This is a genomic window from Arthrobacter sp. ERGS1:01 (assembly GCF_001281315.1).
Classification (GTDB): Bacteria; Actinomycetota; Actinomycetes; order Actinomycetales; family Micrococcaceae; genus Specibacter.
The window spans coordinates 1,552,366-1,574,025 of sequence record NZ_CP012479.1 but is presented as its reverse complement, the minus strand read 5'-3'; the positions used below and the strand labels follow the sequence as shown (position 1 = coordinate 1,574,025).

Here is a 21,660-nt window from a genome sequence, read left to right as displayed (position 1 = left end):
GCCCGTGGGCAAACCCGACCACGTGCTGGTGCTGGTGCACGGCATGGGTCCGGAGTTGAAGGGCGGCACCCTGCAGGAGTGGGCGCAGCCGTTCCTGCAAAGCCTCAACGATATCGCCCTGGACCACAGGGACGCGTTGCCGCGGGGATCGCTGTTCCATGACTATCCGGCGTTGATCGTGGATGCCGCCGATGCCGTATCGGATGCGCCCACCACCTGGGTGCGGGTGCTCAAGGCCCATCCCGTCGTTGGGGATGAATACCTGGACCTCGTCATCACCGAGGCAAGTTGGGGCAACGACTTCATTCCGGCCACGGTCCGCGCCACTTATGACTGGTCGTGGGGCGTCATGGTCACCGTGGTCAGGCGGGCCGCCCGCATGGTCTGGTGGAACATGTACCCCCGGGCCCATGCGGGGCTGTGGGGGTGGATCCTGCGCCGCCTGCGGGATGGGGCCATGGCACTTATTTGTGCCGTGGCGTTTCCGGCAATCATCCTTGGCATGATCCTGCTGGCCCTGGCGATCCTGGGCACGCCGATACCCGCGGTGGGCAGGCTGGTCGGAAAGCTCCTGACGGCCTTCGCCGACTTCCTGGGCGATCCCGCAACCTGGCAGCGCAAGCAGATGCAGGCCGCGGCGATGCGCCAACGCGTCGCCGAAACCATTGAACGCTGGCCCGACGACCACCTCGCCACGACGGCGAAGCCGACGAGGGTGTCGGTGCTGGCCCACAGCCAGGGCGCCGCGATCAGCGCCCAGGTGTTGTTGCAGGGACGGGTGGCGGCCAGCAACTTCATCTGCGTGGGAAACGGGCTGCCGCTCCTCGGATACGCCCGCTGGGGCGGCCGCAGCCAGGCCGGCGGGACCACCATGGCGCCGAAACGCAATCCCGTCCAGGATTGGCTCGAATGCAGCCCGGGGTTGCGGTGGATCAATCTCTGGGCAAAGTTCGATTTTGTCCCGGCCGGCCCCGTTGCTTCCGATGCCGGGGCGAACAACACCGAGGCCTTCAGGGAACTGTACGGGCGCTCCCCCGAGGAATCACCCGGACCCGAGGAACACCCGATCTACAACAGTTCGGCACTCATCAAGGACCACATTGTGTATTCGCAAAACCGCATCGAGGTGATCGACCCCGTGGCCCAGCTGATCTACATCGCCGCCGATCAGCCGGCCACGACGCCCGGGCAGTTGTGGCTGCCCCCGCTGACCGTGCCCAGGAACTCCCTAGTGCCGGCGCTGCAAACCCGGGTAAAGGTCCATCGCCTGCTGGTGCGGTGCCTGGGCATGGCCCGGCTGCTGGCCTTCATCAGCGGCGCCATCATGGTGGTCCCGCTCCTGGCCAAGGTCACGGCGTGGCCGTGGGTCGGCAGGCTGACGTTTTGCAAGATCACCGCCCTGAACAACCAGATCGTGCTGTGGCCGTGTACGCAGGCGCCCGAGTGGCACCGGCCCGGCGACTGGTGGATCCTGATTGTGGGCATCATCGTCCTCGGCTGCCTCACGCAACAGGTGGTCAACGGCTGGATTTGGGGCATGCTGCACGGGCGGGTGGAGCGCCGCCGGACGCTGATGGGCGCGCACGTGCCGCAGGCCGGGTTCGGCGCCCTGGTTTGCTACCTCGCGTGCGTGTTGTTGCTGGCCGTCGCGCTGCCCCTGGCAGTGGTGGAGCTGCTTTCGGCCCACCCCGCAACCGTTTCGGGGGCCGGCCTTGCCTGGGCCGCCGGCTACGTGGCGCTTGCCATCGCTCTGACGGTGCTGTCGCTGGTGGGCCGGCCCATTGCGGCCCGCCCGGCCAGGCGGAATCCGCCCGCCTGAGGTGCCAGGTGCCAGGTGCCGGAGATCAGCCGATCTGCAGCTCGCCCATCTCACCCCAGGAATCGCCGTCGACCTTGCGGGAGACGATCCTGGGCGTGGCGGTCAGGGCCGGGCGCATGGAGTCCAGGCCGGCCTTGAAGTGGGCGCTGTTGACGTGGGCGCCGGCGGCGTCGTCGTCCAGGAACGCTTCAACCAGGACGAATTCGTCAGGGTCCTCCACACTGCGCGACCAGTCGAACCACAGGTTGCCGGGCTCCCGGCGGGTGGCGGCAGTGAACGGACCCACGAGGTCCATGAACTGGTCCGTGTAGTCGGGCTTGGTTTGGAATTTGACGACGATGAAGTACATGCGATCAACCCTATCCGACCGCCCCGCGCCAAGTTTGGGGCTACCGAGTGCTGATTTCACCAGCCGCGTTCGCGCCACTCCGGCAGTGCCGGGCGTTCGGTGCCGAGGGTGGTGGCGTCACCATGGCCGGGCAGCACCACGGCGTCGTCGCCAAAGCGGCCGAACAGGCGCTCCTGGACATCGTTGAGCAGCGAGGTGAACCGTGCCGGGTCCTTCTCGGTGTTGCCCACGCCGCCCGGGAACAGTGAATCGCCGCTGAAGATCACCGTGGCACCGGCGTCGGACAAGACGTAGGCGATGGAGCCGGGCGTGTGGCCGCGCAGGTGGACGGCAGAGAGGTCCAGCCCGTCCACGCCGAGCACGTCGCCGTCCCCGAGCAGCCGGTCGGCAGACACGCCGGACTGGGCCTGGATGCCGGCGTCGTCGTCGGTCCCGGCGGCGGTCGGTGCTCCGGTCAGGGCGACGACGGCGGCCAGCGCCCGCACGTGGTCCCAGTGCTGGTGCGTGGTGGCAATGAACTTCACGGCGGTGGGGACCGGCGCGTCCGCGGCGGCGTCGGCGAGCAGTGCGGCGATGGCGGGGGCGTCGTCGGCGGCGTCAATGAGGATCTGCGCGCCCGTGGCCTTGGCCGTGAGCAGGTAGACGTTGTTGGCCATCTCCGAGACCACCGCGCGGCGGATCGTGACAGACGGCAGGTCATGGATCAGGGTTGAATTCTCGCTCATGGGCCAAGCCTAGCGTGAGCACGCAGGGTGCGGATCGAAGGGTGGATCGTGGTGGTGCCCGGTGGTCCGCGCCCGGTAGCCTTGGGGCAATCCCGCCCCCGCACCAGGAAGTCCTCCCATGATCACCCGCGCCGACGTTGACCAAGCCGCCCTCCGCATTGCCGGACTAGTGCGCGCCACGCCCCTGCTGAAACTGGATGAGCGGCACTCCCCCGGCGACGTCTGGCTCAAATGCGAATTCCTCCAGCACACCGGCACGTTCAAGGCCCGGGGCGCGTTCAACCGCGTGCTGGCGTGCCGTGAGCGCGGCGAGCTCGATCCGGACATCGGCATCGTGGTCGCCTCGGGTGGCAACGCCGGCCTGGCCAACGCCTACGCGGCCGCCACGGTGGGCGTGCCGGCCACCGTATTCGTGCCGTTGTCGGCACCGGCCGTGAAGGTCAAGAAGCTCCGGGCCGCCGGTGCCACGGTGGTCCAGGAAGGCAGCGAGTACGCCGTGGCCTACGAGGCCGCCATTGCGTTTGCCGAAAGCACGGGAGCCGTCTACTGCCACGCGTACGACCAGGCGGAGATCGCCGCGGGGGCCGGCACCGCGGGCAGCGAGCTCCTTGAGCAACTCGACGGCGTCGACACCGTGGTGGTGGCCGTGGGCGGCGGCGGCCTCATGGCAGGGATCGCGGCGGCCGTGGAGGGCCGGGCCACAGTGGTGGCCGTGGAGCCGGAGACTGCGGCCACCCTGCACTCGGCGCTGGCCGCCGGCGCCCCGGTCGATGTGCCCGTGTCCGGCATCGCCGCCGATTCCCTGGGGGCGCGCCGCATTGGTGAAATCGGCTATGCCGTGGCGGTCCGCACTGGGGTCCACAGCGTGCTGGTCAGCGACGACGACATCGTCGCCGCCCGTTCCTTCCTGTGGGAGAACTACCGGATTGTGGTGGAGCACGGCGCGGCCGCGGCGTTTGCCGCCCTGCAGTCCGGCGCCTACGTTCCGGCCGCCGGGGAACGCGTGGCCGTGATCCTGTGCGGCGCCAATACCGACCCGTCGGGGCTGTAGCCGGGCCCGGCTGTCGTCACGGACCAGGCGCATCCGTTCCATGCCTTCGAGGCCGCGTTCGGACGGCACATCCGTGTCACAGTTGGTGATCTCAATCCCGGGAACCGGGTTCACGACACCCTCGCCGCCCAGGGCGGTGACCAGCGCCGTTCTTCACGCACACGACTGGGACGCCTGGTTTGCTGGTCATGGGTTGGATACTTCTTTCAGCCGTGGGAATGAAAGTGGCGTTGCACATCCGGGGAAGGAATACCCAACACTGGGATGGGCTGGGTCATGAGGAGCCGGTGCAGGAGTGAACCGGAGACGAGTTCATCGACTTTCGCCATGAATCCGGACCGCCGGGCCCCGATCACGATGGTGGACGCGTTCGCGGCGGCGGCCAGCCGGCCCAAAGCCAGTGCGGGGTCACCGCCAATGACCCGCAGGGACCAGTCCACCCCGTAGCCGGACGCCGCGGCGGCGAGTGCTTCCGTGAGCCGTGCTGCGGCAATGGCGGTGTCGTCCTCCGGATCCAGGACAGTGTCCAGGGAGATCGGCAGGACCTGGTTGCCGGGGGTCCATTCGATCAGGTAGCTGGCAGGGTCTTCGATCTTCCTGCCAAGATACCGCTTACAGGGGCACATCGGGCAGGAATCCCCGCAGGCCACGGTCATGTCGACGTCGGCTGTGCGGAGAACGTCGTCGGCGAGGCGGGTCTGTGCGGTTTCGCAGTACCCGGCCTGGGCTGCTCCTCTTCCTCTATTGCCCGGTGAAGGCGGCGCGGCCGTGGGCCAGGCCGGTGGGTAGACCGATCAACACCGGCTCCGGGGATGCGCAGCACGATGATGCCGCCTCGTCCTCGCCCTGGCTGGTCTCGGTGGGGGTGTCGCAGCTGCCGCCCAAGTCCGTGGAACAGACCCCGGTTTCCGGTAGTTCCAGGTGAACCGAGTTGGCCGCTTCATGGTCTCCGGCCAGGGCTGCGACGATCGAGCGGACCTGCTCATAGCCCGTGGCGAGCAGGAACGTCGGCGCACGGCCATAGGATTTCATCCCGGCAATGTAGAAGTCCTTCTCCGGGTGAGCGAGGACCTTCGCCCCGTGGGCGGGGACGGTGCCGCAGGAGTGGAACTCCGGATCGATCAACGGACCCAGGTCCCGGGGCGCTTCCACGGCCGGGTCGAGTTCCAACCGAATTTCGCGCAGGATATCCAGGTCGGGGCGGAACCCGGTGGCCGGGATCAGCAGATCCACGCCCAGGGCCACGTCCCCGTCCGGGGTGCTGCCGGTGACGGCCAAGCCCCGCCCGTGGTGGTGAACGAGGTGGTGGTGAAGGAGGTGTGCAGCTCGATGTGCCCATCCCCAACCAGCCCGCGCAGGCGGATGCCGAGTTGGCCGCGGGCCGGCAAACCGTCGAGGTCGCCCCCGCCGTAGAGGCGGGACGCGTCGGTACCGCGGACGGCCCAGCTGATCCTGGTGCCGGGCTCATTTTTGGCCAGCTGGCCCAGACTGATAAGGGTATTGGCGGCGGAGTGGCCGGCACCTATGACGAGGACGTGCTTGCCGGCGAAGCGGGAACGGTCGGCACCCGTGACGTCGGGCAAGGGCTCGGTGATGAGGCCGGCCGCGATTGCTTCAACCTCGCCTGGTGCAGGGAGCCCGGCCTGGCCCAGGGGGTTGGGTTGGGCCCAGGTACCCGAGGCGTCGATGACAGCTCGCACCTGGTGGTCGGTCACGGTGCCATCGGCAGTTTCCACGCGGACCAGGAAGGGGCGTGCGTCGCGGTCACGGGAATGGGTTTTGTCCATGCCTGCCCGGCTCACCGCCGTCACGGTGGAGGAACAGTGCAGGGCGGCACTGATGGCCGGAGTCACGGCCAGGGGTTCAAGGTACTGCTCGACGAGCTCGGCGCCGTACGGCAGGGACGTCAGGCGTGGTTCGCTCCAGCCAGTGGGTTCCAGGAGGCGGCGGGAGGCGGGGTCGATGTTGTGCTCCCACGAGGAGAACAGCCGGATGTGGCCCCACTGCCGGATGGCTGCCCCAACGCGCTCGCCGGCCTCGAAGACCAGTGGTGTGAGGCCGCGTTCGATCACGTTGGCGGCCGCTGCCAGACCTACCGGGCCGGCCCCGATGATGGCAACGGGCAGTTCATTTCGTTGGTCCGTCACGTCAGGGATCCTTTACAGATTGGACGGCAGCAGCTCGGCGATGAGCGCCTGGATGCGGGCCTTGATGTCGTCGCGGATGGGGCGGACGGCTTCGACGCCCTGGCCGGCGGGGTCCTCGAGTTCCCAGTCCTCGTAGCGCTTGCCGGGGAAGATCGGGCAGGTGTCTCCGCAACCCATGGTGATGACGACGTCGGACTCCCGCACGGCATCCGTGGTGAGGACCTTGGGGATCTCCGCGGACATGTCGATGCCCTCCTCGGCCATGGCGGCCACGGCAGCCGGGTTGACCGAAGTGGCCGGTTCGGAGCCCGCGGAGCGGACCTCGATGGCCCCGTTGGAGAGGGTGGTCAGGTAGGCGGCGGCCATCTGCGAACGGCCGGCGTTGTGCACGCAGACGAACAGGACGGAGGGCTTCTTGGCGGTATCGGTGGTGCTCATGGGTGCATGCTCCCGGAGGTGGTAGTAGGGGTCAGTTGGTGAAGAAGCGTTTGCGGGCCCAGAGTGCGGCGTAGACCAGGGCTACCAGTGCGGGCACCTCGATCAGCGGGCCGACGACGCCGGCAAGTGCTTGCCCGGAGGTGACTCCGAAGGTGCCAATTGCGACTGCGATGGCGAGTTCAAAGTTGTTTCCGGAGGCGGTGAACGCCAAAGTGGTGGTCTTGGCGTAGCCGAGCTTCAGGGCGCGGCCGATCACCATGCCGGCGCCGAAGACAACCACAAAGTACACCAGCAGCGGCAGGGCGATCCGGAGGACGTCCAACGGCCGGGCCGTGATGGTGTTTCCCTGCAGGGCGAAGAGCACGGTGATGGTGAAGAGCAGGCCGTAGAGCGCCCACGGGCCCAGCTTGGCCAGGAATTTGTGCTCGTACCAGTCCCGGCCCTTCACCTTTTCACCGACGGTCCGGGTGAGGAAGCCGGCCAACAGCGGGATGCCGAGAAACACGAGGACGGAAACGGTGATGGCCCCGAAGGAGAAGCCGGCGCTCGTGGTGGGCAGTCCCAACCAGGAGGGCAGGACTTGCAGGTAGAACCAACCCAGGGCGCCAAAGGCGATGACCTGGAAAACGGAGTTGATCAAGACCAACACGGCGGCAGCCTCCCGGTCACCGCAGGCAAGGTCGCTCCAGATCATGACCATGGCAATGCAGCGCGCCAGCCCCACAATGATCAGCCCGGTCCGGTACTCGGGCAGGTCCGGAAGGAAGATCCAGGCCAGGGCAAACATGAACGCCGGAGCCGCCACCCAATTGATGATCAACGAGGAAATGAGCAGCTTGCGGTCCGCCAGCACCCGGCCGGTCTCGTTGTAGCGGACCTTCGCCAGCACCGGATACATCATGACCAGCAGGCCCACGGCGATCGGCAGGGACACCGAGCCGAGCTTCACCGCGTCCACTGCGGTGTTCAGGCCCGGGACGAACTTTCCCAACAGGAGGCCCAAAGCCATGGCCGCGATGATCCACACCGGAAGGAATCTGTCCAGGGTGGAGAGCTTGACCACGACGGCGGCCTCCCGGGGTAAAGCGGTGGTGCTGGTGTGGGTACTCACGGGGCTCCTAAACCAACACGGCGTGGGATTGATGGATGTCGATATAGAAAGTATTGGGCGCTACATCGACAAATGTCAATCTATGGACATAATGGATGTATGGACACCGCACAAACACTCCGGCTGACCGCCGCCGACGCCTGCTGCACATCGTCGGGGCTCCCGGTTCTGGGTGCCGCGGATGCGCAAGGCAGGGCACGGACCCTCAAGGCGCTCTCGGATCCGAACCGCCTCCGACTGATCTCGATCGTCAAGGCGGGCGACGGCGACGGGACCTGCGTGTGCGACCTCACCGAACCCCTGGAGCTGGGCCAGTCCACCGTCTCCCACCACTTGAAAATCCTTGTCGACGCCGGGCTGCTTGCCCGCGAGCAGCGCGGCACCTGGGCCTACTATTCGCTGGTGCCGGGCGCGTTGGAGGCTGCCTCCGCGAGCATCCTGACCCTGTGACCTTTGGCATGCGGGACATGATCCCGGCCGACTGGAGCGAGGTTGAGCGGATCCACGCCGCCGGGATTGCCGGCGGCAATGCCACCTTCGCCGAGGCACCGCCGTCGAAGGCCGAGTTCTTCGCAAGCCGCATCCCGGGGCTCAGCGTGGTGGCCACCGACCCCCAAGGCGCCGTGTGGGGATGGGTCGCGGCAACCCCCACCTCCGCCCGTGAGGTGTACCGCGGCGTGCTTGAGCATTCCGTCTACGTTGACCCGGCGGCTGCCGGTCACGGCGTCGGGCTCGGCCTCCTGCGGGAGCTCGCCGACCGTGCGGGCGCCGCCGGGTATTGGACGATCCAATCCGCCATCTTCCCCGAGAACCTGGCCAGCCTGGCCCTGCACGACAAGGCGGGATTCCGGCGCGTGGGCCGCCGCGAACGCATAGGCCGGATGGGCTATGGCCCCTTCGAAGGGATTTGGCGGGACACTATTTTGGTGGAGCTGCGCCTGTAAAACTGTGCGCCTGTAATACTGCGCTGCTGCAATACTGGGGGCATGGCTAATTCCCAGGACGTGAGCTGGCAGTTGGATGACACCACGATGGAGGGCACGGTGGTCCGCCCCGAGGGTGAGGGGCCGTTCCCGGCCGTGGTTTTGGTGGCGGGCAGCGGCCCAACGGACCGCAATTGGTGTTCGCCGCTGCTCCCCGGCGACAACGGCAGCGCACGGCTTTTCGCTGAGGCGTTTGCCGAAGCCGGCATTGCCTCCATCCGCTACGACAAGCGGGTGACCGGGCCCCACGCCAGGGAAAACGCCATGAAGCTCATCGGGAAACTGAGCATGCAATCCCATCTTGACGAGTTGGCCGCCGCAGTCCGGGTGCTCGCGGACCTCGACTATGTTGACGCGGCGCGGATTGCCGGGCTCGGCAACAGCGAGGGCACCCTCCACGTACTCCACTACGCTACGAGCAGCCAGGACGTCCCCTTGGTGAGCCTGGTGCTGGCCGCGCCGCCCGGGCGGCCGATCGAAACCGTGTTGCTGTCCCAGCTCCAGCTCCAGTCCGCCCAGATCCCCGGCGGGGCCGCCCTGATGCCAAAAGTCAGGGAGGCGGCCGCCCGTTACTCCGCGGGAGAGCCGATGAACCCGGACCCGGCGCTGCCGGAGAGCGTGCGGATGGTGCTCGCGAGCTTCGAGGCGCCGGCAAACCTTCCGCTGGCCCGCGAACTGTGGCTCGAATCCGGCGTTGACTCCCTGCAAAAGGTGCGCATCCCCACGCTGGTGTTGATCGGCGGGCGGGATGTCCAGATCGACGCCGAGGCCGACGGCGGCCCGCTCCGGGAGGCAGCCGCGGGCATGGCGAACGTGACCTTCGCGTTTCCGCCCAACGCCAACCACGTGTTCAAGGAGGACTCGCGCACCCCGGCCGAGGTGGCGGCGTCGCCCGGCAACGGCTACAACGATCCAGATACGCACCTTGACCCCGAGGCCCTGGCGACAATCCTCGAATGGCTGGCGGACAGATTTGCCCCGGTTACGCCGTCGCCCTGACGGGCGGAACCCTTAGGACAGTACATCCTTCGTGGCAAACCGCCCGTAGGCCAGCGCCCCGAACAGGGCAATATAGCCAAGCTGCAGGACCCCGTTGTTGCCGAACGACGTCCACGCAATGGGTTCGCGCAGGAGGTCGGCAAACCCCAGCCAGTAGTTGCTGAACAGCCAGGGGTGCAGCCAGGCCAGCTGCGGCAGCGCGTCCATGACCTGGGCGGCAATCGCCAGCGCCACCGTGGCCGCCATGGCCCCCACGGGGACGTCCGTCAGCGTGGAGATGAACAAGCCGATGGCGCTCAACCCCAGCAGCGAGACGCAGACGTAGGCGCCCACCAGCAGGATCCGCCCTTCCGCCACCCACGCGCTGACCGTGTCCCCGGAGAGCAGCGGCACGGGGCCCACGGGAAACAGCAGCAGCCCGATGACCGTACCCGCCAGGACGACGGCGGCCACGGCGGCCACGGCGAAGGCGGCCGCACCCACATACTTCACCACCAGCAGACGGAAGCGGCCGGCCGGCGCCACCAGCAGGTATCGCAGCGTACCCTGCCCCGCCTCCCCCGCGATGGTGTCCCCCGCGACCACCCCGACGGTCAGGGGAAGGAACAGGGGCGTGCACAGCACGAGGGCCGTCAGCACCACGAAGAGCCCGTTCTCGCTGATCCGGTCCAGGAACGCCGGGCCGCCGCCGTCGTTGTGGCGGCTGGTCAGCCGGACGGCCACGGCAACGAGGATGGGGATGGCGGCAAGGGCGGCCAGCATGGCCCACGTGCGCCGGCGGCGGAACAGCACGGACAGTTCGGAGCGGAGCAGCGGCCAGGTGGAACGCCGGGCTACTGCGATCCCACCTGCTTCATTCTCATTGGGCGACATCGAAGCCCTCCCCCGTCAGCGCCACGAACCGCTCTTCCAGGCTGCCGGCGTCGACGCTGAAGCCGCGCACCCGGACGCCCGCCTCGACCAGGGCGTCCACGATGTCCTCGCCCGGCAGTGCCACGGTGGGCATGGCCGCCCGCACCACGGCCCCCGCCGGATTCTGCGCTCCACGTGTCGGCGCGTCCCCGGACGCGTGGACATGCTCGGGCTCCAGGCCCAGCCGCAGCAGGACGCTGCGGGCGGCCCCGTCGTCGGGCGTGAGGACCGTGATCCGCGCCGTGCCCGCGGCCCGCAACTCGTCAAGAGTCCCCTGGGCCACCAGTTTGCCGGCCCGCATGATGGCGGCGTGCGTGCAGATCTGCTCCACCTCGGCCAGGAGGTGGCTGGAGACGAACACGGTGGTGCCGCCGGCGGCCAGCGACCGGACGAGGGAGCGGACCTCGCGGGTGCCCTGCGGGTCCAGGCCGTTGGTGGGTTCATCCAGGACCATGAGCTCGCGCGGGCGCAGCAGCGCATTGGCCAGGCCCAGCCGCTGCTTCATGCCCAGCGAGTATGCCTTGACCTTCTTGCCGGCCGCCGCCGCCAATCCCACGCGCTCTAGGGCCGCCTCGACCCGGGCCTTTCGGGTGGCGGTGGCGGCATGCGGGTCCGCCGTGTCCAGGCGAATCAGGTTGGCCCGGCCGGAGAGGAACGGGTAGAACGCCGGGCCCTCCACCAGCGCACCCACCCGCGGCAGCACGGCGTCGAGCTCACTTGGCATGGCACGGCCCAGGACCCGGGCGGTGCCGCTCGTGGCCGCGGCCAGGCCAAGGACCATGCGGATGGTGGTGGTCTTGCCGGAGCCGTTGGGTCCCAGGAAGCCAAAGACCGCGCCCGCGGGAACCAACAAGTCGAGGCCGTCGACGGCGGTTTGGGAACCAAAGGCCTTCGTCAGGCTGCGGGTTTCAATGGCGGGTGTATCGGGCGCCCCCTGCCCGACGCTCACCGGCGCGTCACTTGCCGGCCGCGGCGGCTTGCAGTGCCGCCAGGGGCACGGCGCCTGCGTACAGCCGCCCGTCGGGAGTGATCAGTGCCGTGAACAGCGTGGTTTCCAACGCGTGTCCGCCCGGGACGCTTTGCAGCAGCTCGGCAAGCTGCGGTGAAGTCGCCAGATTGGACGGGACCGTGCCGGCGGGTGCCTCAACGATGGCGGACCAGCCCGTTCCGGTGGTGGTCAGCTTGGGCGGCGCCGGTGCCGCCGGGGTGGTTCCGGGCGCGGGCAGGATGCCCGGCAGCTTCTTCATTTCACCCTTCGCCACGGGCCCCGTGGCCGGCAGCGTCTGCCGGGTGATGACGGCGCCGGCGGGCGGACTGAAGTTGAAGGTCGACGCCGGCGGGGCTGCCAAGGTGATCTGGCTGAAGGCCACCTGGAACGCCGCGGCGTCGCTGCCCCTGGCCTGCACGGTCACCTTCAGCGGCAGGCCGGTGGCGGCGTCGACGGCGATGGAGACCTTGCCCACGAGGGTTGCCGTGGTGCGCGGCGCCAAGACCAGGTCGTAGGCGCTCCGGCCGGCCACCCGGGTGTTGGGGCCGACGCTGACCTCGGTGCTGGGGTCAAGGTTGGCCAGGAATTTCGCCGCGAGTTGCGCCGGGGTCAGCTGGGCCGGGGTCAGCGGGTTGGCGCCCGCCGACGGGACGGGCGTGGCCTTGGGGGTGGTGTCAGTGCCGGCCGCGCCCGGGTGGACCATATGCGGGGCCGTTGCGTAGGGGACCTCGCCCGCCGCCAGGGTCAGCATGGTGGCGGAATTCGTGGCGGAATCGTAGGTCCACACCGTGTTGCCGTGCCGCACCACGTCGCGTTCGGCCAGCGTGTCCAGGATTTGCACCCGCTCGTTGGCGGAGCCGTCAAGGTAGATGCGGGCGGTGTGGGGCGCGGTCAGCAGTCCCACCAGGTCGGTGATGCTGGTGCCCGTGCCACCGCTCGACGACGGCGCCTGGGATTTCCCCGAACCCACGTCGGGCAGTTGGGGCAGCCCCAAGGCGACGGTTTGCTCCAAGGTGCCCGAGAGTGCGTTGACGTCGTTGCCTGCCACAAGGGCCACCAGCTGCTCCGCCGTCTTGGCGGGCAGTTTCACGGGGGCCGCGGCCTGCAGCGGCGCTGCCAGCACGACGGCGGCAATCACCACCGGCACTGCTGCCGCCGGCATCCACCGCAACCAACGGGCGGTCATGACACTTTGTCCCGGGGCATGATGTCCCTGTCGGGAATACGCATAGTCCCAGATTACGCCCGCCGGGGCCCCGCGAGCCTGTGAATTCACCGACTTTCTCATTCGGCCGGCACGGCCCGAAATCCCCTGCGGTAGGGTGGGCCGCATGGGGAACAAACGACTTTCATGGTCTTCCTGGCTGCTGACGCGCTGCATCTATGTCGCGGGCACCATGGCCACCTTATTCTCGATTGGCAGGCTCGTTGCGGGCGGCGGATCCGGCTTCTGGCTGGGCATTGCAGCCGGCCTCCTGCTGCTGGCGCTGGCGACCCGCGGCCCCTGGGACGCGGCCGACAGTGGCCGGAACAGGTCCGTCTTCGGCTTCCGGGCGCGTCCCGAACCGGCCGATCCACAGCGGCAGTAGGCCCGCACCCGTGACCAGCATCGCCGTCGTCATTCCGTCCCGCAATGATGCGCCGATGCTGGCCGCCTGCCTGGCCCACCTGGCCGCCCAGTCCCGCCCTGCCGACCAGATCATCGTGGTGGACAACGGCAGCACCGACAATACTGCGCAGCTGTGCGAGGCGGCCGGCGTACGGCGCATCCACTGGCCCGTCCCGGGTGTGGCAGGCGCCTCGGCCGCGGGATTCGATGCGGCCGGCACGGACATTGTGGCCCGGATCGATGCCGATTCGCGGCCCGCACCAGGCTGGCTTGCCCGGGTGGAATCGGATTTGGCCGCGGCCGGACCGCTGACGCTGGTGACGGGCCCCGGCGACTTTTACGACGGTCCCCAGCTGGTCTGTTGGCTGGGCCGCACCCTCTATCTGGGCGGGTACTTCCACGTAGTCGGCTTCCTGCTGGGCCATCCCCCGGTCTTTGGCTCCAACTATGCGATGACGGCCGAGGTCTGGGCCAGGCTCGGGCCAGGCGTGATCCGTGATGCGCCGGGCATCCACGACGACCTTGACGTCTCCTACCGGGTGCGCCCGGACATGACGGTCATGTACGACGCCGGCCTGCGCATGCCGGTCTCGGCCCGCCCGTTCCACTCCTGGGGCTCCCTGGGCCGGCGCCTGGCGATGTCAGGGGAGACGTTTACCGCGGAGTTTCGCGAGGAGGGCCCGCTGCGACGACGGCGAGCGCGCCGCCAAGAGGTTCTCTAGTCAGGGCGGTTTCATGGCTTCCGTTCCTTGATCGGGTGGGGTTTCAGGAGTGCGACTCGGCGAACAGTGCCAGCAGATCCCGGGACAACTGGTGCGGGGAGGTTTCGCATGGGCTGTGGCCGGATCGGTAGACGGCAAGCCGGGCGCCGAGGGTGTCGGCAAATTCGGCATGCATCTTGGTGGGCCAGAGGTCATGTTCCCCTACGGCCACGAGCTTGGGCACGGGTATGCCTGCGAGCGCCGTGGCGAGTTCGGGGTTGCGTTTCATCAGCCCCACGATGTCGCGCACTGATTGGCGCCGGGTCAGCGCGAAGCGTTCCTTGACGAAGCGGAGCCTCCCGGGCGGGACGGGGATGAAGTTGCGTCGGATGCCCCAGATCATGAGTGCGGCGCCTATGCGTCCGTTGGCAAGGTCCGTGAATGGGCCGATCCTACTGACGCCCCTGAAGCTTTGCCCGGCCAGTGGCGGGCAGCTGAGCAGGGTGAGGCTGGCAAACAGTTCCTGTTCGCGTGCCAGTGCCAGCCCGGCCACCGTGCCGGCAAAGGAGTACCCCACTACATGGGCGGGCCGGCCCAGGTCCTGCAGTACGGCCAGGAGGTCCTGCACGAACAGTTCGTAGTCGTAGTGAGGCCGGGGCGGGTCGAGGTTTTCCGGGCCGGCTCCGGCCGATTCGTATTGGCCGGCCAGGTCATAGCTGCGGGTGAAGTATCCGGCCGCCGCCAGGATTGGCATCATCAGCACGAAGTCCTCCTTGGAGCCGGTGGCTCCCGGCGCCAAGACCACGGGTGTGGCCGCCGGATCGCCGCTGCTGATCACGGCCAACGGCCCGCTGGGTGCTGCGAACGTTGAGCGGTGGATTCCTTCGGGCAGTACGGCCCAGTCAATATCGGGGAGTTCTGTGTCCGCCTGTTCCGCGGCGTCCGGCGCCTTGTCGCGGGTTGTTTCCGAGCCGGGGACGACAGCCGGGTTTTCCGCCGCACCCGGCCGGGTCCCGCCGTCGTCGTTCCCCCGGTCAACCCTGAACCGCACAGTCGCACCTCCGCACCAACAGCGGGACGGGCGCCAGGAGCTAGACCGTCACCTTCGTTATAAAGGATTGTAGGCGCCGGTACACTTCCTGGGATTCCGGGTATCGAAAGTTTTGCTGCCAGGTGTGTTCGGTGTTTGCACTGCCCCAGCCGTACACCAAGGAGTCGACCGGGACGCCGTGTCCCGCCAGGCGCTTGATCAGGTTCATGTTGGAGGCGTAGAAGAAGTCGCGTTCGGAGGTGGTGATGAAAACCGGCGGGCACCGTGAATCGAGCCATTCGATCGGCGACATGAAGTGGGCGGCCTCGCGGAGCCTGTGCCGGCGTTCCCGTCCGGTTCCTGTGGCCTCCCCTCCGTGGGGCAGCAACATGCGGACGAAGTTCAGGCTCATGACGAACCCCCTGTCGAAGAACACGGAGAAGTCCACGATGCTGCAATGCTGCACCAGGCCGCGCAGCTGGCCGAGCCGCAGCGCGGGCTCCAGGGCGTAGTGCCGGGCCAGTTCCGGGCGGAACGTGGCGGCCGTCATGAGTGCGGAGATCTGTCCGCCCGCGGAATCCCCGCCCAGCACGATGCGCCCCTTATCTCCGCCGTACTCGCCAATGTGTGCCACCACCCACCGCAATGCCGCGTTGGCGTCCTCCAACACGTGGCCCAGGTGGAAGTGCGGCGCCATGCGGTAGTTGACGTTGACCACCACGGCGCCGCCGGCAGCCTGGCCGGCGCAGTACTTGGTCAGGGACGCCTTGTCCCCCGAGGTCCAGCCGCCGCCGTGAAAGTACACGTACACGGGGAGGGGTTGTGCATCCCCGTTGTGGTTGGCAGGGGCCATGACGTCCAACCGGTGCCAGCGGATCCTGTCGCCCACGAAGTCAAGGTCATGCCAGTACCGGACGTCCGTGAAGGGTTCTGCGTTGAAGCGCCGGAGCTCCCCGCGGCTGACGGCGTGCATGAGCAACCGCCACGCCCAGACCGGCACGCGGCTCAAGACTCCCCTGACGCGGCGGCCCACGGCAAACATGCCCCGGGGCGCCACCGGTCCCGGCCCCTCCATGCCGCCAGACTACGCCGATGCACTGGGACACGCCTGAGAACGCTGACTGCGGGCACGGCGGTATGACCACGGGCCTGCGCTAAATGCCCGATTTGCCGCCACTTAAGAAATTCGAACATATCTTCGAAAAACTGTTTCCAGTGGGGCCCTTGCGGACCAAAATTGACGTATGGGTGCGTTGGACCGGCCCGAAGCCACGAGGGACTCCACCCTTTTCGGACCGCCACTTGTGGAGGACGCTCCCGGCCACAGCCGGGACCGCGATCCCGGCAGCACCCTGACCGAACTCAGCGACGCTGACCTGGCCAGGCTGATTGCCCTGGACCCCGGTGACGCGGATCTGGCCGGCGCCACCGCGGTGTCATCCCGGGAACTTACCGCCGCAGAGTGGGCATACTTGACGGCGAGCGCCGATACCACTGCGTGTGTGGAGGCCGTTCCCGCCGGAATCTTTGACACCGGGGCATCTGTGCCATCCGCCGTGGCGCTGCGTACCTCAAGGATCCAAACACTGCGCGCCTCCGTGCCCGCCCTGCCGGAAGCACCCCGGGACAACAACCCAATCGGCGTCCAGTGGTCACCCTCCGCAGGTGTGGACGCGCTCGCCGGCTTGGACCCGGCAGGACTCTGCGACAACGACCTCCTCGACTACCTGCACGCGGCAAACCGGCTGGCCGCCTTTGCCCGGGCTGTGGAAGGCGTCGCCCTGACCGAGTTTGCCGAACGTCACCCACCGCTGGCCAGCGAGGGCGCCACGGACTCTGAGTACCTTTCGAAGTGGGCAGCCGCAGAGATCATGGCGGTCTACGCGATGGGTGAAGGCGCCTCCCTGCACCGGATGACCGAGGCCGGGATCCTGGTCAATGACCTGCCCGAGAGCTGTGCGCTGTACCGGGACGGTTTGCTGGACACCATGCGGATCGAGGCGATCCTGCGGGGAGTCATCGGCTTCCCGGCGGAGCTCAGCCACACCCTGGAGCCGATGTTCCTCCCCGGCGCGTCCCGCATGAACCCGGCAGCGCTGACCCGCAGGATCCGCAAGCTGGCGCAGGCACACCATCCCGACTCCCACTCCGCACGGCACGAGCGCGCCCGCCGCGAACGCCGGGTCTGGTTTACCCCGCTCGACGACGGAATGGCCCAGCTTGGCGCCATCCTTCCCGCGGTGCAGGCCAAGGCGCTCTTCGAGACCCTAGGGTTGTGGGCCCGCAACGCCCGGCGGGAAGGTCTGCCAAGCCAAGGCAATACACCCACTGGGCGCCCGTCCAGGAGCCTGAACAACTACATGGCGGATGCCCTCCTGGATCTCCTCCAGCTGGCATTGCAGAACCCGACCGGACAAGATGCCTGCGGCAATCCGAACTGCGGAGCGGAGCATCGGCCCGCAGCCAAGTCCTGGGTGGTAGCCACCATCAACGTGGAGGTCCCGGCGTTCACGCTCCTGGGCCGCTCGGAGGAGCCGGGCATGCTGGAAGGCTACGGCCCCATCCCGCCGGACCAGGCCCGGGAGCTCGCCGCCGGTTCTCCCGGCTGGATCAGGATCCTCACCCACCCGGAAAAACGCACCCGACTCAGCGTGGGGCGCAGCCGTTACCGCCCGCCACCGGATATGGCCCGATTGGTCAGGCTTCGTGAACCGGCCTGCACGGGAATTGGCTGCGACGTCCCGGCCTCCCGATGCGAGCTCGACCATATCGTGCCATTCCACCTCACCAGCTACTCCCCCGACGGCTGGCCCCTGCCCAGGGGAGAAACCAGCGTTGCCAACCTGCTGCCCCGATCCCTGTACTGCCACCAGCTCAAGGACGATCCCTCCACAGGTTGGCGCGTGGAACCGGAAGGCCCCGGCGTCACCAGGACCACCACCCCCACCGGGCGCGTCTACCGCCACGTCCGCGACGACGACGCCGCCCCGTTCTAGGTTCGGGCAGCCCCCGCCCACCCCTGCGCCGCGCCGACCCTTGCATCCTTTGCGCCCGGCCGCGACGGTCCTAAGGTGTGAAGGTGGACGCAGCGCAATCCCGGACCATCCGCCAACCCCGAAGGGCCACCCCAACCATGCAACATTTTGACCTCGTCATCATCGGCACCGGCTCGGGCAATTCCATCCCCGGCCCCGAACTGGAACACCTGAACATTGCCATCGTTGAGGACAATCTGTTTGGCGGCACGTGCCTGAACGTGGGCTGCATACCGACCAAAATGTTCGTCCACCCTGCGGAACTGGCCGACGCGCCCCGGCACGGACGGCCTCTGGGCATCACCTCCCACTTGGACGCCGTCGACTGGCCGGGGATCCGGGACCGGATCTTTGGCAGGATTGACGCCATCGAAGCCGGCGGCCGGGCCTACCGGGAAGGCCCCGAGTGCCCCAACGTCACGGTATTCGCCGGCCACGGACGCTTCACGGCGCACAAGACCCTCACGATCGCCGGGCACGACGGCGCCACCCGCGTCATCACCGGGACCCGCTTTGTCCTGGCGGCCGGCTCCCGGGCCGTGATCCCCGACATCGACGGACTGGGCGACGGCGGGACACCATTCCACACCTCGGACACCATCATGCGCATCGACACCCTCCCGGCCAGCGTCGCCATCCTGGGCGGCGGCTTCATCGCGGCAGAATTCGCCCATGTCTTCGCCTCGTTCGGGGTTGCCGTGACACAGATCGTGCGCGGACCGGCCCTCCTACGCCACCTGGACGCCGACGTCAGCGCGCAATTCACCAAGGACGCCTCGGCCCGCTACGACGTCCGGCTCGGCACCACCGTGACCCGGGCCGCCGCCGCAGGGCCCGGCGTCATCCTCGAGCTCCAAGGCCCCGACGGCCCCGCCAGCGTGACGGCCGACCTCCTGCTGGTGGCCACGGGGAGGATCCCCAATGCCGACGAACTGGAGGTCTCCGCCACCGGCGTGGAGGTGGACGACGCCGGGCGCGTGGTGGTGGACGACTACCAACGCACCACGGCGGAGGGCATCTTCGCCCTGGGAGACATCTCCAGCGAACACCAGCTCAAACATGTGGCCAACCACGAGGCCCGGGTGGTGGCGCACAACCTGGCGAACCCGCACAACATGATGGCCGCCGACCACCGCTTCGTCCCCGCCGCCGTCTTCAGCGACCCGCAGATCGCCTCCGTGGGGCTGACCGAGGAGGCCGCCGCCGATGCCGGCATCAACTACGCCGTCAAGGTCCAAAAGTATGCCGACATTGCCGCCGGCTGGGCCCGCGAGGACCAAGGCCACTTCCTGAAGGTCCTCGCCGATCCCGCAACCGGGTTGCTGCTGGGCGCCCACGTGATCGGCCCGGAGGCGGCCACCGTGATCCAGCCACTGATCCACGCCATGTCCTTTGGCCAAAAGGCCCATGACGTGGCCCACGGCCAATACTGGATCCACCCGGCCCTGAGCGAACTCGTTGAGAACGCGCTGCTGGGCCTCCCCCTGAAACACCAATAACGGAAACACCAATAGCAACCGCCCGCACAGGACCTGGACGCGAAGGCGCCGTCAGGACACGGCAATCCCTTCCATGCCGGAGCCGTTGTTTGCCGGCAGTCCCGTCACGGCGCCGATCGGGGTCAGCGCACCGTTCCAGGCCACGGCAAACTCATCGATCGCTCCTGCCCCGGCGGCGAGCTCGTACACGTACCGGCCGCCGGGGGTGGCAGCGAGGTCAACGGGGCCTGCCCCCGTCGTGGCGGAGACTCCCGTCGGCTGCAGCAGGGTCAGTGCGCCGCCGGCACCCACCCGGTAGCCGGTGATCGTGGCACTGCCCGCGTTGGCCGCGTACAGATAGCCGCGCGCCGTCGTCGACCAGCACGTGGCAGCCTGGCCGTTGGCGACCGGGCCGGAGACCACGGCGAGGCTCCCGTTGTCCCGCACCCGGTAGGAGGTGACGCTGCCGCTCGCATTGGCCACCTGGAGCCGCCCGTCCGCGAACGTCATGGCAAAGGGAACGGCGCCGACCGACGGGTTGACCACGGGGGCCGCAGACGGTTCGCCAAAGCGTCCCAGGCCAAAGACGTCGATCGTGTTGTTGGCCTTCGTGGTCACCACAACGTGCGCCCGGTCAGGGGTGATCGCCACCTGGGCCGGGGCCTGCAGGAACGCGGGCACGTCAGCATTGGAAAGGCCCAGGGAGCGGGTGGAACCGGGCAAGGGGGCAAGATAGCCGCCAAACTCCCGGTAGCCCGAGATCGAGCCCTGGCCGCCGGCATTGAGGACGTACACCAGCTTCCCGGAGACCGAGACGGACGTCGGGAAGCTCCCGTGCGAGGGGAGCACCTGCCGCAATTGCAGCCGGTCACCCTGCACACCGAACACGCTGAACGTGTTGCTGCCGGCATTCACGGCAAACAATTCATGGGCCGCGGGGTCATAGCTGAGCGAGCCCTGCGAGGCCAGGGGGTCCACCACGGAGCCCGCCTCGGCGCCGCCGAGGCCTCCCGTCCAGTACGTGCCGGCCCGGGACAGGGTGCCGTCGGCGGAGCGATCAAAAACGGTCACCGAGTTGCCGCCGGCGCCGTTGTTCTGGACAAACACCTCCCCGGCCGGCCAGGACCCGGACTGTGGCAATGCTGCCGCCGTCGCCGGACCGGCCAGCAGAACGCCGGTGCCAAGGGTGAGCGCCGCGGCGGCGGCAACGCCAAGGAACGTTTTCATGGTTGTGCGGTGCGTGAACATGTGATCTCCTCAGATTATGGTTTCACTGCAGGATCAGTGCGCCCCCGCACCGATTCGTTACACCACCCATGCTCCGTGCCCTCGCTAGAGCCCTCCGGGTTGGTACCATCCGGGCTGGGGCCGTCCGCGAGCGCGTGCCCGGAGACTGACCTGCTCATGGTGGGCCGCCTGTTGGCCGGGGACCAGGGCGCATTCGCCGAGGTGGTCTCGGCCTACTCGCCCCTGATGCTCCATGTGGCCCGCGGTTTCGTTTCCACCAGGGCCTCCGCCGAGGACGTGGTCCAGGAAGCCTGGCTGGGCGTGTGCCGCGGCCTGGACGGTTTCCAGGGGCGCTCCTCGCTGCGCACCTGGGTCCTGGCGATCACCCGCAATGTGGGGCGCCGGCGCGGCGTGGCGGACGCCAGGGAGCTGGCCTGGTCCCAGATTGACGACGACGGCGACGGCACCGTCGATCCGGCCCGGTTCCGGGGCCCGGCAGATCCGTGGTGCGGGGGCTGGACCGAGGCCGGCGCGCCGGTTCCCTGGAGCCCGGAGCAGCTCGCCCTCGACGGGGAGGCCCTTGCCCTGGTGACGTCGTACCTGCGGGAGTTGCCCGAGCGCCAACGCACCGTGGTGACCCTGCGCGACGTCGACGGCCTTGACGTGGGCCAGGTATGTGAGATCCTCGGAATCAGCGCGGGCAACCAGCGCGTCCTGCTCCATCGCGGCCGGGCCCGCCTGCGCGGGCTGCTGGAGGATTACTACAACCGTGGGGAGGTGCGTCGATGACACCGCCGCCAACCCTGAGCTGCCAACAGGTGGTGGAGCTTGTCTCCGACTACCTCGACGGCGCACTCGATCCGTCCACCGCCACCCTCGTCGAGGAGCACCTCGCCCAGTGCCCCGGCTGCGCAACGTACCTGGAGCAGATGCGGCAAACCATCGGCCTGCTGGGCGCGGTGCGCGAGGACCAGCTGTCCGAGGCAACCCGTACCGGCTTGATGGCGGCGTTTCGGGACCTCCGACCGCCGCGTCCATGACGGCGTCCCCTACAGTGG

The 21,660-nt window shown here is 68.4% G+C and carries 22 protein-coding genes and 1 pseudogene; 11 read left to right on the top strand and 12 right to left on the bottom strand.

Features of this window, described 5'->3' with window-relative positions:
• Window positions 1–4 precede the first annotated feature (4 nt).
• The gene (locus tag AL755_RS10980) at window positions 5–1,819 is read left to right on the top strand and encodes a hypothetical protein (protein WP_054011041.1); all 1,815 of its coding nucleotides are present in this window, start codon (window positions 5–7) and stop codon (window positions 1,817–1,819) included.
• 25 nt (window positions 1,820–1,844) lie between these two features.
• Here AL755_RS10980 and AL755_RS10975 read toward each other — a convergent pair whose 3' ends face one another.
• Together AL755_RS10975 and AL755_RS10970 are read right to left on the bottom strand one after the other, a co-directional pair.
• Window positions 1,845–2,168: a putative quinol monooxygenase gene (locus tag AL755_RS10975; protein WP_054011040.1), complete on the bottom strand. Its 324-nt coding sequence runs from the start codon at window positions 2,166–2,168 to the stop codon at window positions 1,845–1,847.
• Window positions 2,169–2,224: 56 nt separating this feature from the next.
• A complete protein-coding gene (locus AL755_RS10970; RefSeq protein WP_054011039.1) occupies window positions 2,225–2,893 on the bottom strand; it encodes an MBL fold metallo-hydrolase in 669 nt (222 codons plus the stop codon).
• Window positions 2,894–3,011: 118 nt separating this feature from the next.
• Here AL755_RS10970 and AL755_RS10965 point away from each other — a divergent pair, with 118 nt between their 5' ends.
• The gene (locus AL755_RS10965; protein ID WP_054011038.1) at window positions 3,012–3,944 is read left to right on the top strand and encodes a threonine/serine dehydratase; all 933 of its coding nucleotides are present in this window, start codon (window positions 3,012–3,014) and stop codon (window positions 3,942–3,944) included.
• Window positions 3,945–4,150: 206 nt separating this feature from the next.
• Here the strand turns inward: AL755_RS10965 and AL755_RS10960 are convergent, their stop codons facing one another.
• From AL755_RS10960 to arsB, 4 genes and pseudogenes are all read right to left on the bottom strand, one after another.
• Complete coding sequence (locus tag AL755_RS10960; RefSeq protein WP_054011037.1) at window positions 4,151–4,570, bottom strand: universal stress protein; 420 nt, start codon at window positions 4,568–4,570, stop codon at window positions 4,151–4,153.
• A gap of 115 nt (window positions 4,571–4,685) precedes the next feature.
• A pseudogene (locus AL755_RS10955) lies at window positions 4,686–6,100 on the bottom strand (FAD-dependent oxidoreductase).
• Between the two features lie 3 nt (window positions 6,101–6,103).
• Complete coding sequence (locus AL755_RS10950; RefSeq protein WP_054011036.1) at window positions 6,104–6,529, bottom strand: arsenate reductase ArsC; 426 nt, start codon at window positions 6,527–6,529, stop codon at window positions 6,104–6,106.
• Window positions 6,530–6,560: 31 nt separating this feature from the next.
• Window positions 6,561–7,640, bottom strand: a complete 1,080-nt coding sequence (gene arsB, locus AL755_RS10945; protein ID WP_054011035.1) for an ACR3 family arsenite efflux transporter — start codon at window positions 7,638–7,640, stop codon at window positions 6,561–6,563.
• Window positions 7,641–7,739: 99 nt separating this feature from the next.
• Here arsB and AL755_RS10940 point away from each other — a divergent pair, with 99 nt between their 5' ends.
• From AL755_RS10940 to AL755_RS10930, 3 genes are read left to right on the top strand one after another with little or no spacing between them, the layout of a single operon-like run.
• Window positions 7,740–8,090, top strand: a complete 351-nt coding sequence (locus AL755_RS10940) for an ArsR/SmtB family transcription factor (protein ID WP_054011034.1) — start codon at window positions 7,740–7,742, stop codon at window positions 8,088–8,090.
• Between the two features lie 8 nt (window positions 8,091–8,098).
• The gene (locus AL755_RS10935; protein ID WP_054013002.1) at window positions 8,099–8,584 is read left to right on the top strand and encodes a GNAT family N-acetyltransferase; all 486 of its coding nucleotides are present in this window, start codon (window positions 8,099–8,101) and stop codon (window positions 8,582–8,584) included.
• A 42-nt stretch (window positions 8,585–8,626) separates the two neighbouring features.
• Entirely contained in the window at window positions 8,627–9,622 is a 996-nt protein-coding gene (locus tag AL755_RS10930; protein WP_054011033.1) for an alpha/beta hydrolase family protein, read from the top strand.
• Window positions 9,623–9,634: 12 nt separating this feature from the next.
• On the opposite strand, the gene AL755_RS10925 is transcribed toward AL755_RS10930, so the two are convergent.
• The 3 genes from AL755_RS10925 to AL755_RS10915 are packed head-to-tail and all read right to left on the bottom strand — an operon-like array spanning window position 9,635 to window position 12,708.
• Window positions 9,635–10,495 (bottom strand): ABC transporter permease, encoded by an 861-nt coding sequence (locus AL755_RS10925; RefSeq protein WP_054011032.1) that lies wholly within the window; start codon window positions 10,493–10,495, stop codon window positions 9,635–9,637.
• Entirely contained in the window at window positions 10,482–11,483 is a 1,002-nt protein-coding gene (locus AL755_RS10920) for an ABC transporter ATP-binding protein (RefSeq protein WP_054011031.1), read from the bottom strand. The genes AL755_RS10925 and AL755_RS10920 overlap by 14 nt, the downstream gene beginning before the upstream one ends.
• A gap of 7 nt (window positions 11,484–11,490) precedes the next feature.
• A complete protein-coding gene (locus AL755_RS10915; RefSeq protein ID WP_237762664.1) occupies window positions 11,491–12,708 on the bottom strand; it encodes a LolA family protein in 1,218 nt (405 codons plus the stop codon).
• A 145-nt stretch (window positions 12,709–12,853) separates the two neighbouring features.
• Here AL755_RS10915 and AL755_RS24030 point away from each other — a divergent pair, with 145 nt between their 5' ends.
• Both AL755_RS24030 and AL755_RS10905 read left to right on the top strand, forming a co-directional pair.
• Window positions 12,854–13,111, top strand: coding sequence for a hypothetical protein (locus AL755_RS24030; protein WP_054011029.1), 258 nt, complete (start codon window positions 12,854–12,856; stop codon window positions 13,109–13,111).
• Window positions 13,112–13,121: 10 nt separating this feature from the next.
• Window positions 13,122–13,853, top strand: coding sequence for a glycosyltransferase family A protein (locus tag AL755_RS10905; protein ID WP_082369140.1), 732 nt, complete (start codon window positions 13,122–13,124; stop codon window positions 13,851–13,853).
• A gap of 43 nt (window positions 13,854–13,896) precedes the next feature.
• On the opposite strand, the gene AL755_RS10900 is transcribed toward AL755_RS10905, so the two are convergent.
• Complete coding sequence (locus tag AL755_RS10900) at window positions 13,897–14,739, bottom strand: alpha/beta fold hydrolase (protein ID WP_054013001.1); 843 nt, start codon at window positions 14,737–14,739, stop codon at window positions 13,897–13,899.
• Between the two features lie 184 nt (window positions 14,740–14,923).
• On the bottom strand, window positions 14,924–15,937 hold the full coding sequence (locus AL755_RS10895) for an alpha/beta hydrolase (protein ID WP_237762663.1): 1,014 nt from the start codon (window positions 15,935–15,937) through the stop codon (window positions 14,924–14,926).
• A 169-nt stretch (window positions 15,938–16,106) separates the two neighbouring features.
• Here AL755_RS10895 and AL755_RS10890 point away from each other — a divergent pair, with 169 nt between their 5' ends.
• Together AL755_RS10890 and AL755_RS10885 are read left to right on the top strand one after the other, a co-directional pair.
• Entirely contained in the window at window positions 16,107–17,858 is a 1,752-nt protein-coding gene (locus AL755_RS10890) for an HNH endonuclease signature motif containing protein (protein WP_054011027.1), read from the top strand.
• 137 nt (window positions 17,859–17,995) lie between these two features.
• On the top strand, window positions 17,996–19,396 hold the full coding sequence (locus AL755_RS10885) for a mycothione reductase (protein ID WP_054011026.1): 1,401 nt from the start codon (window positions 17,996–17,998) through the stop codon (window positions 19,394–19,396).
• A 51-nt stretch (window positions 19,397–19,447) separates the two neighbouring features.
• On the opposite strand, the gene AL755_RS10880 is transcribed toward AL755_RS10885, so the two are convergent.
• Entirely contained in the window at window positions 19,448–20,623 is a 1,176-nt protein-coding gene (locus AL755_RS10880) for a lactonase family protein (protein WP_054011025.1), read from the bottom strand.
• Window positions 20,624–20,779: 156 nt separating this feature from the next.
• On the opposite strand from AL755_RS10880, the gene AL755_RS10875 reads away from it, so the two are divergent.
• Window positions 20,780–21,391 (top strand): RNA polymerase sigma factor, encoded by a 612-nt coding sequence (locus tag AL755_RS10875; RefSeq protein WP_054011024.1) that lies wholly within the window; start codon window positions 20,780–20,782, stop codon window positions 21,389–21,391.
• The gene (locus AL755_RS10870) at window positions 21,388–21,642 is read left to right on the top strand and encodes an anti-sigma factor family protein (RefSeq protein WP_202813559.1); all 255 of its coding nucleotides are present in this window, start codon (window positions 21,388–21,390) and stop codon (window positions 21,640–21,642) included. Before AL755_RS10875 ends, AL755_RS10870 begins: the two co-directional genes overlap by 4 nt.
• The last annotated feature ends 18 nt before the right edge of the window (window positions 21,643–21,660 follow it).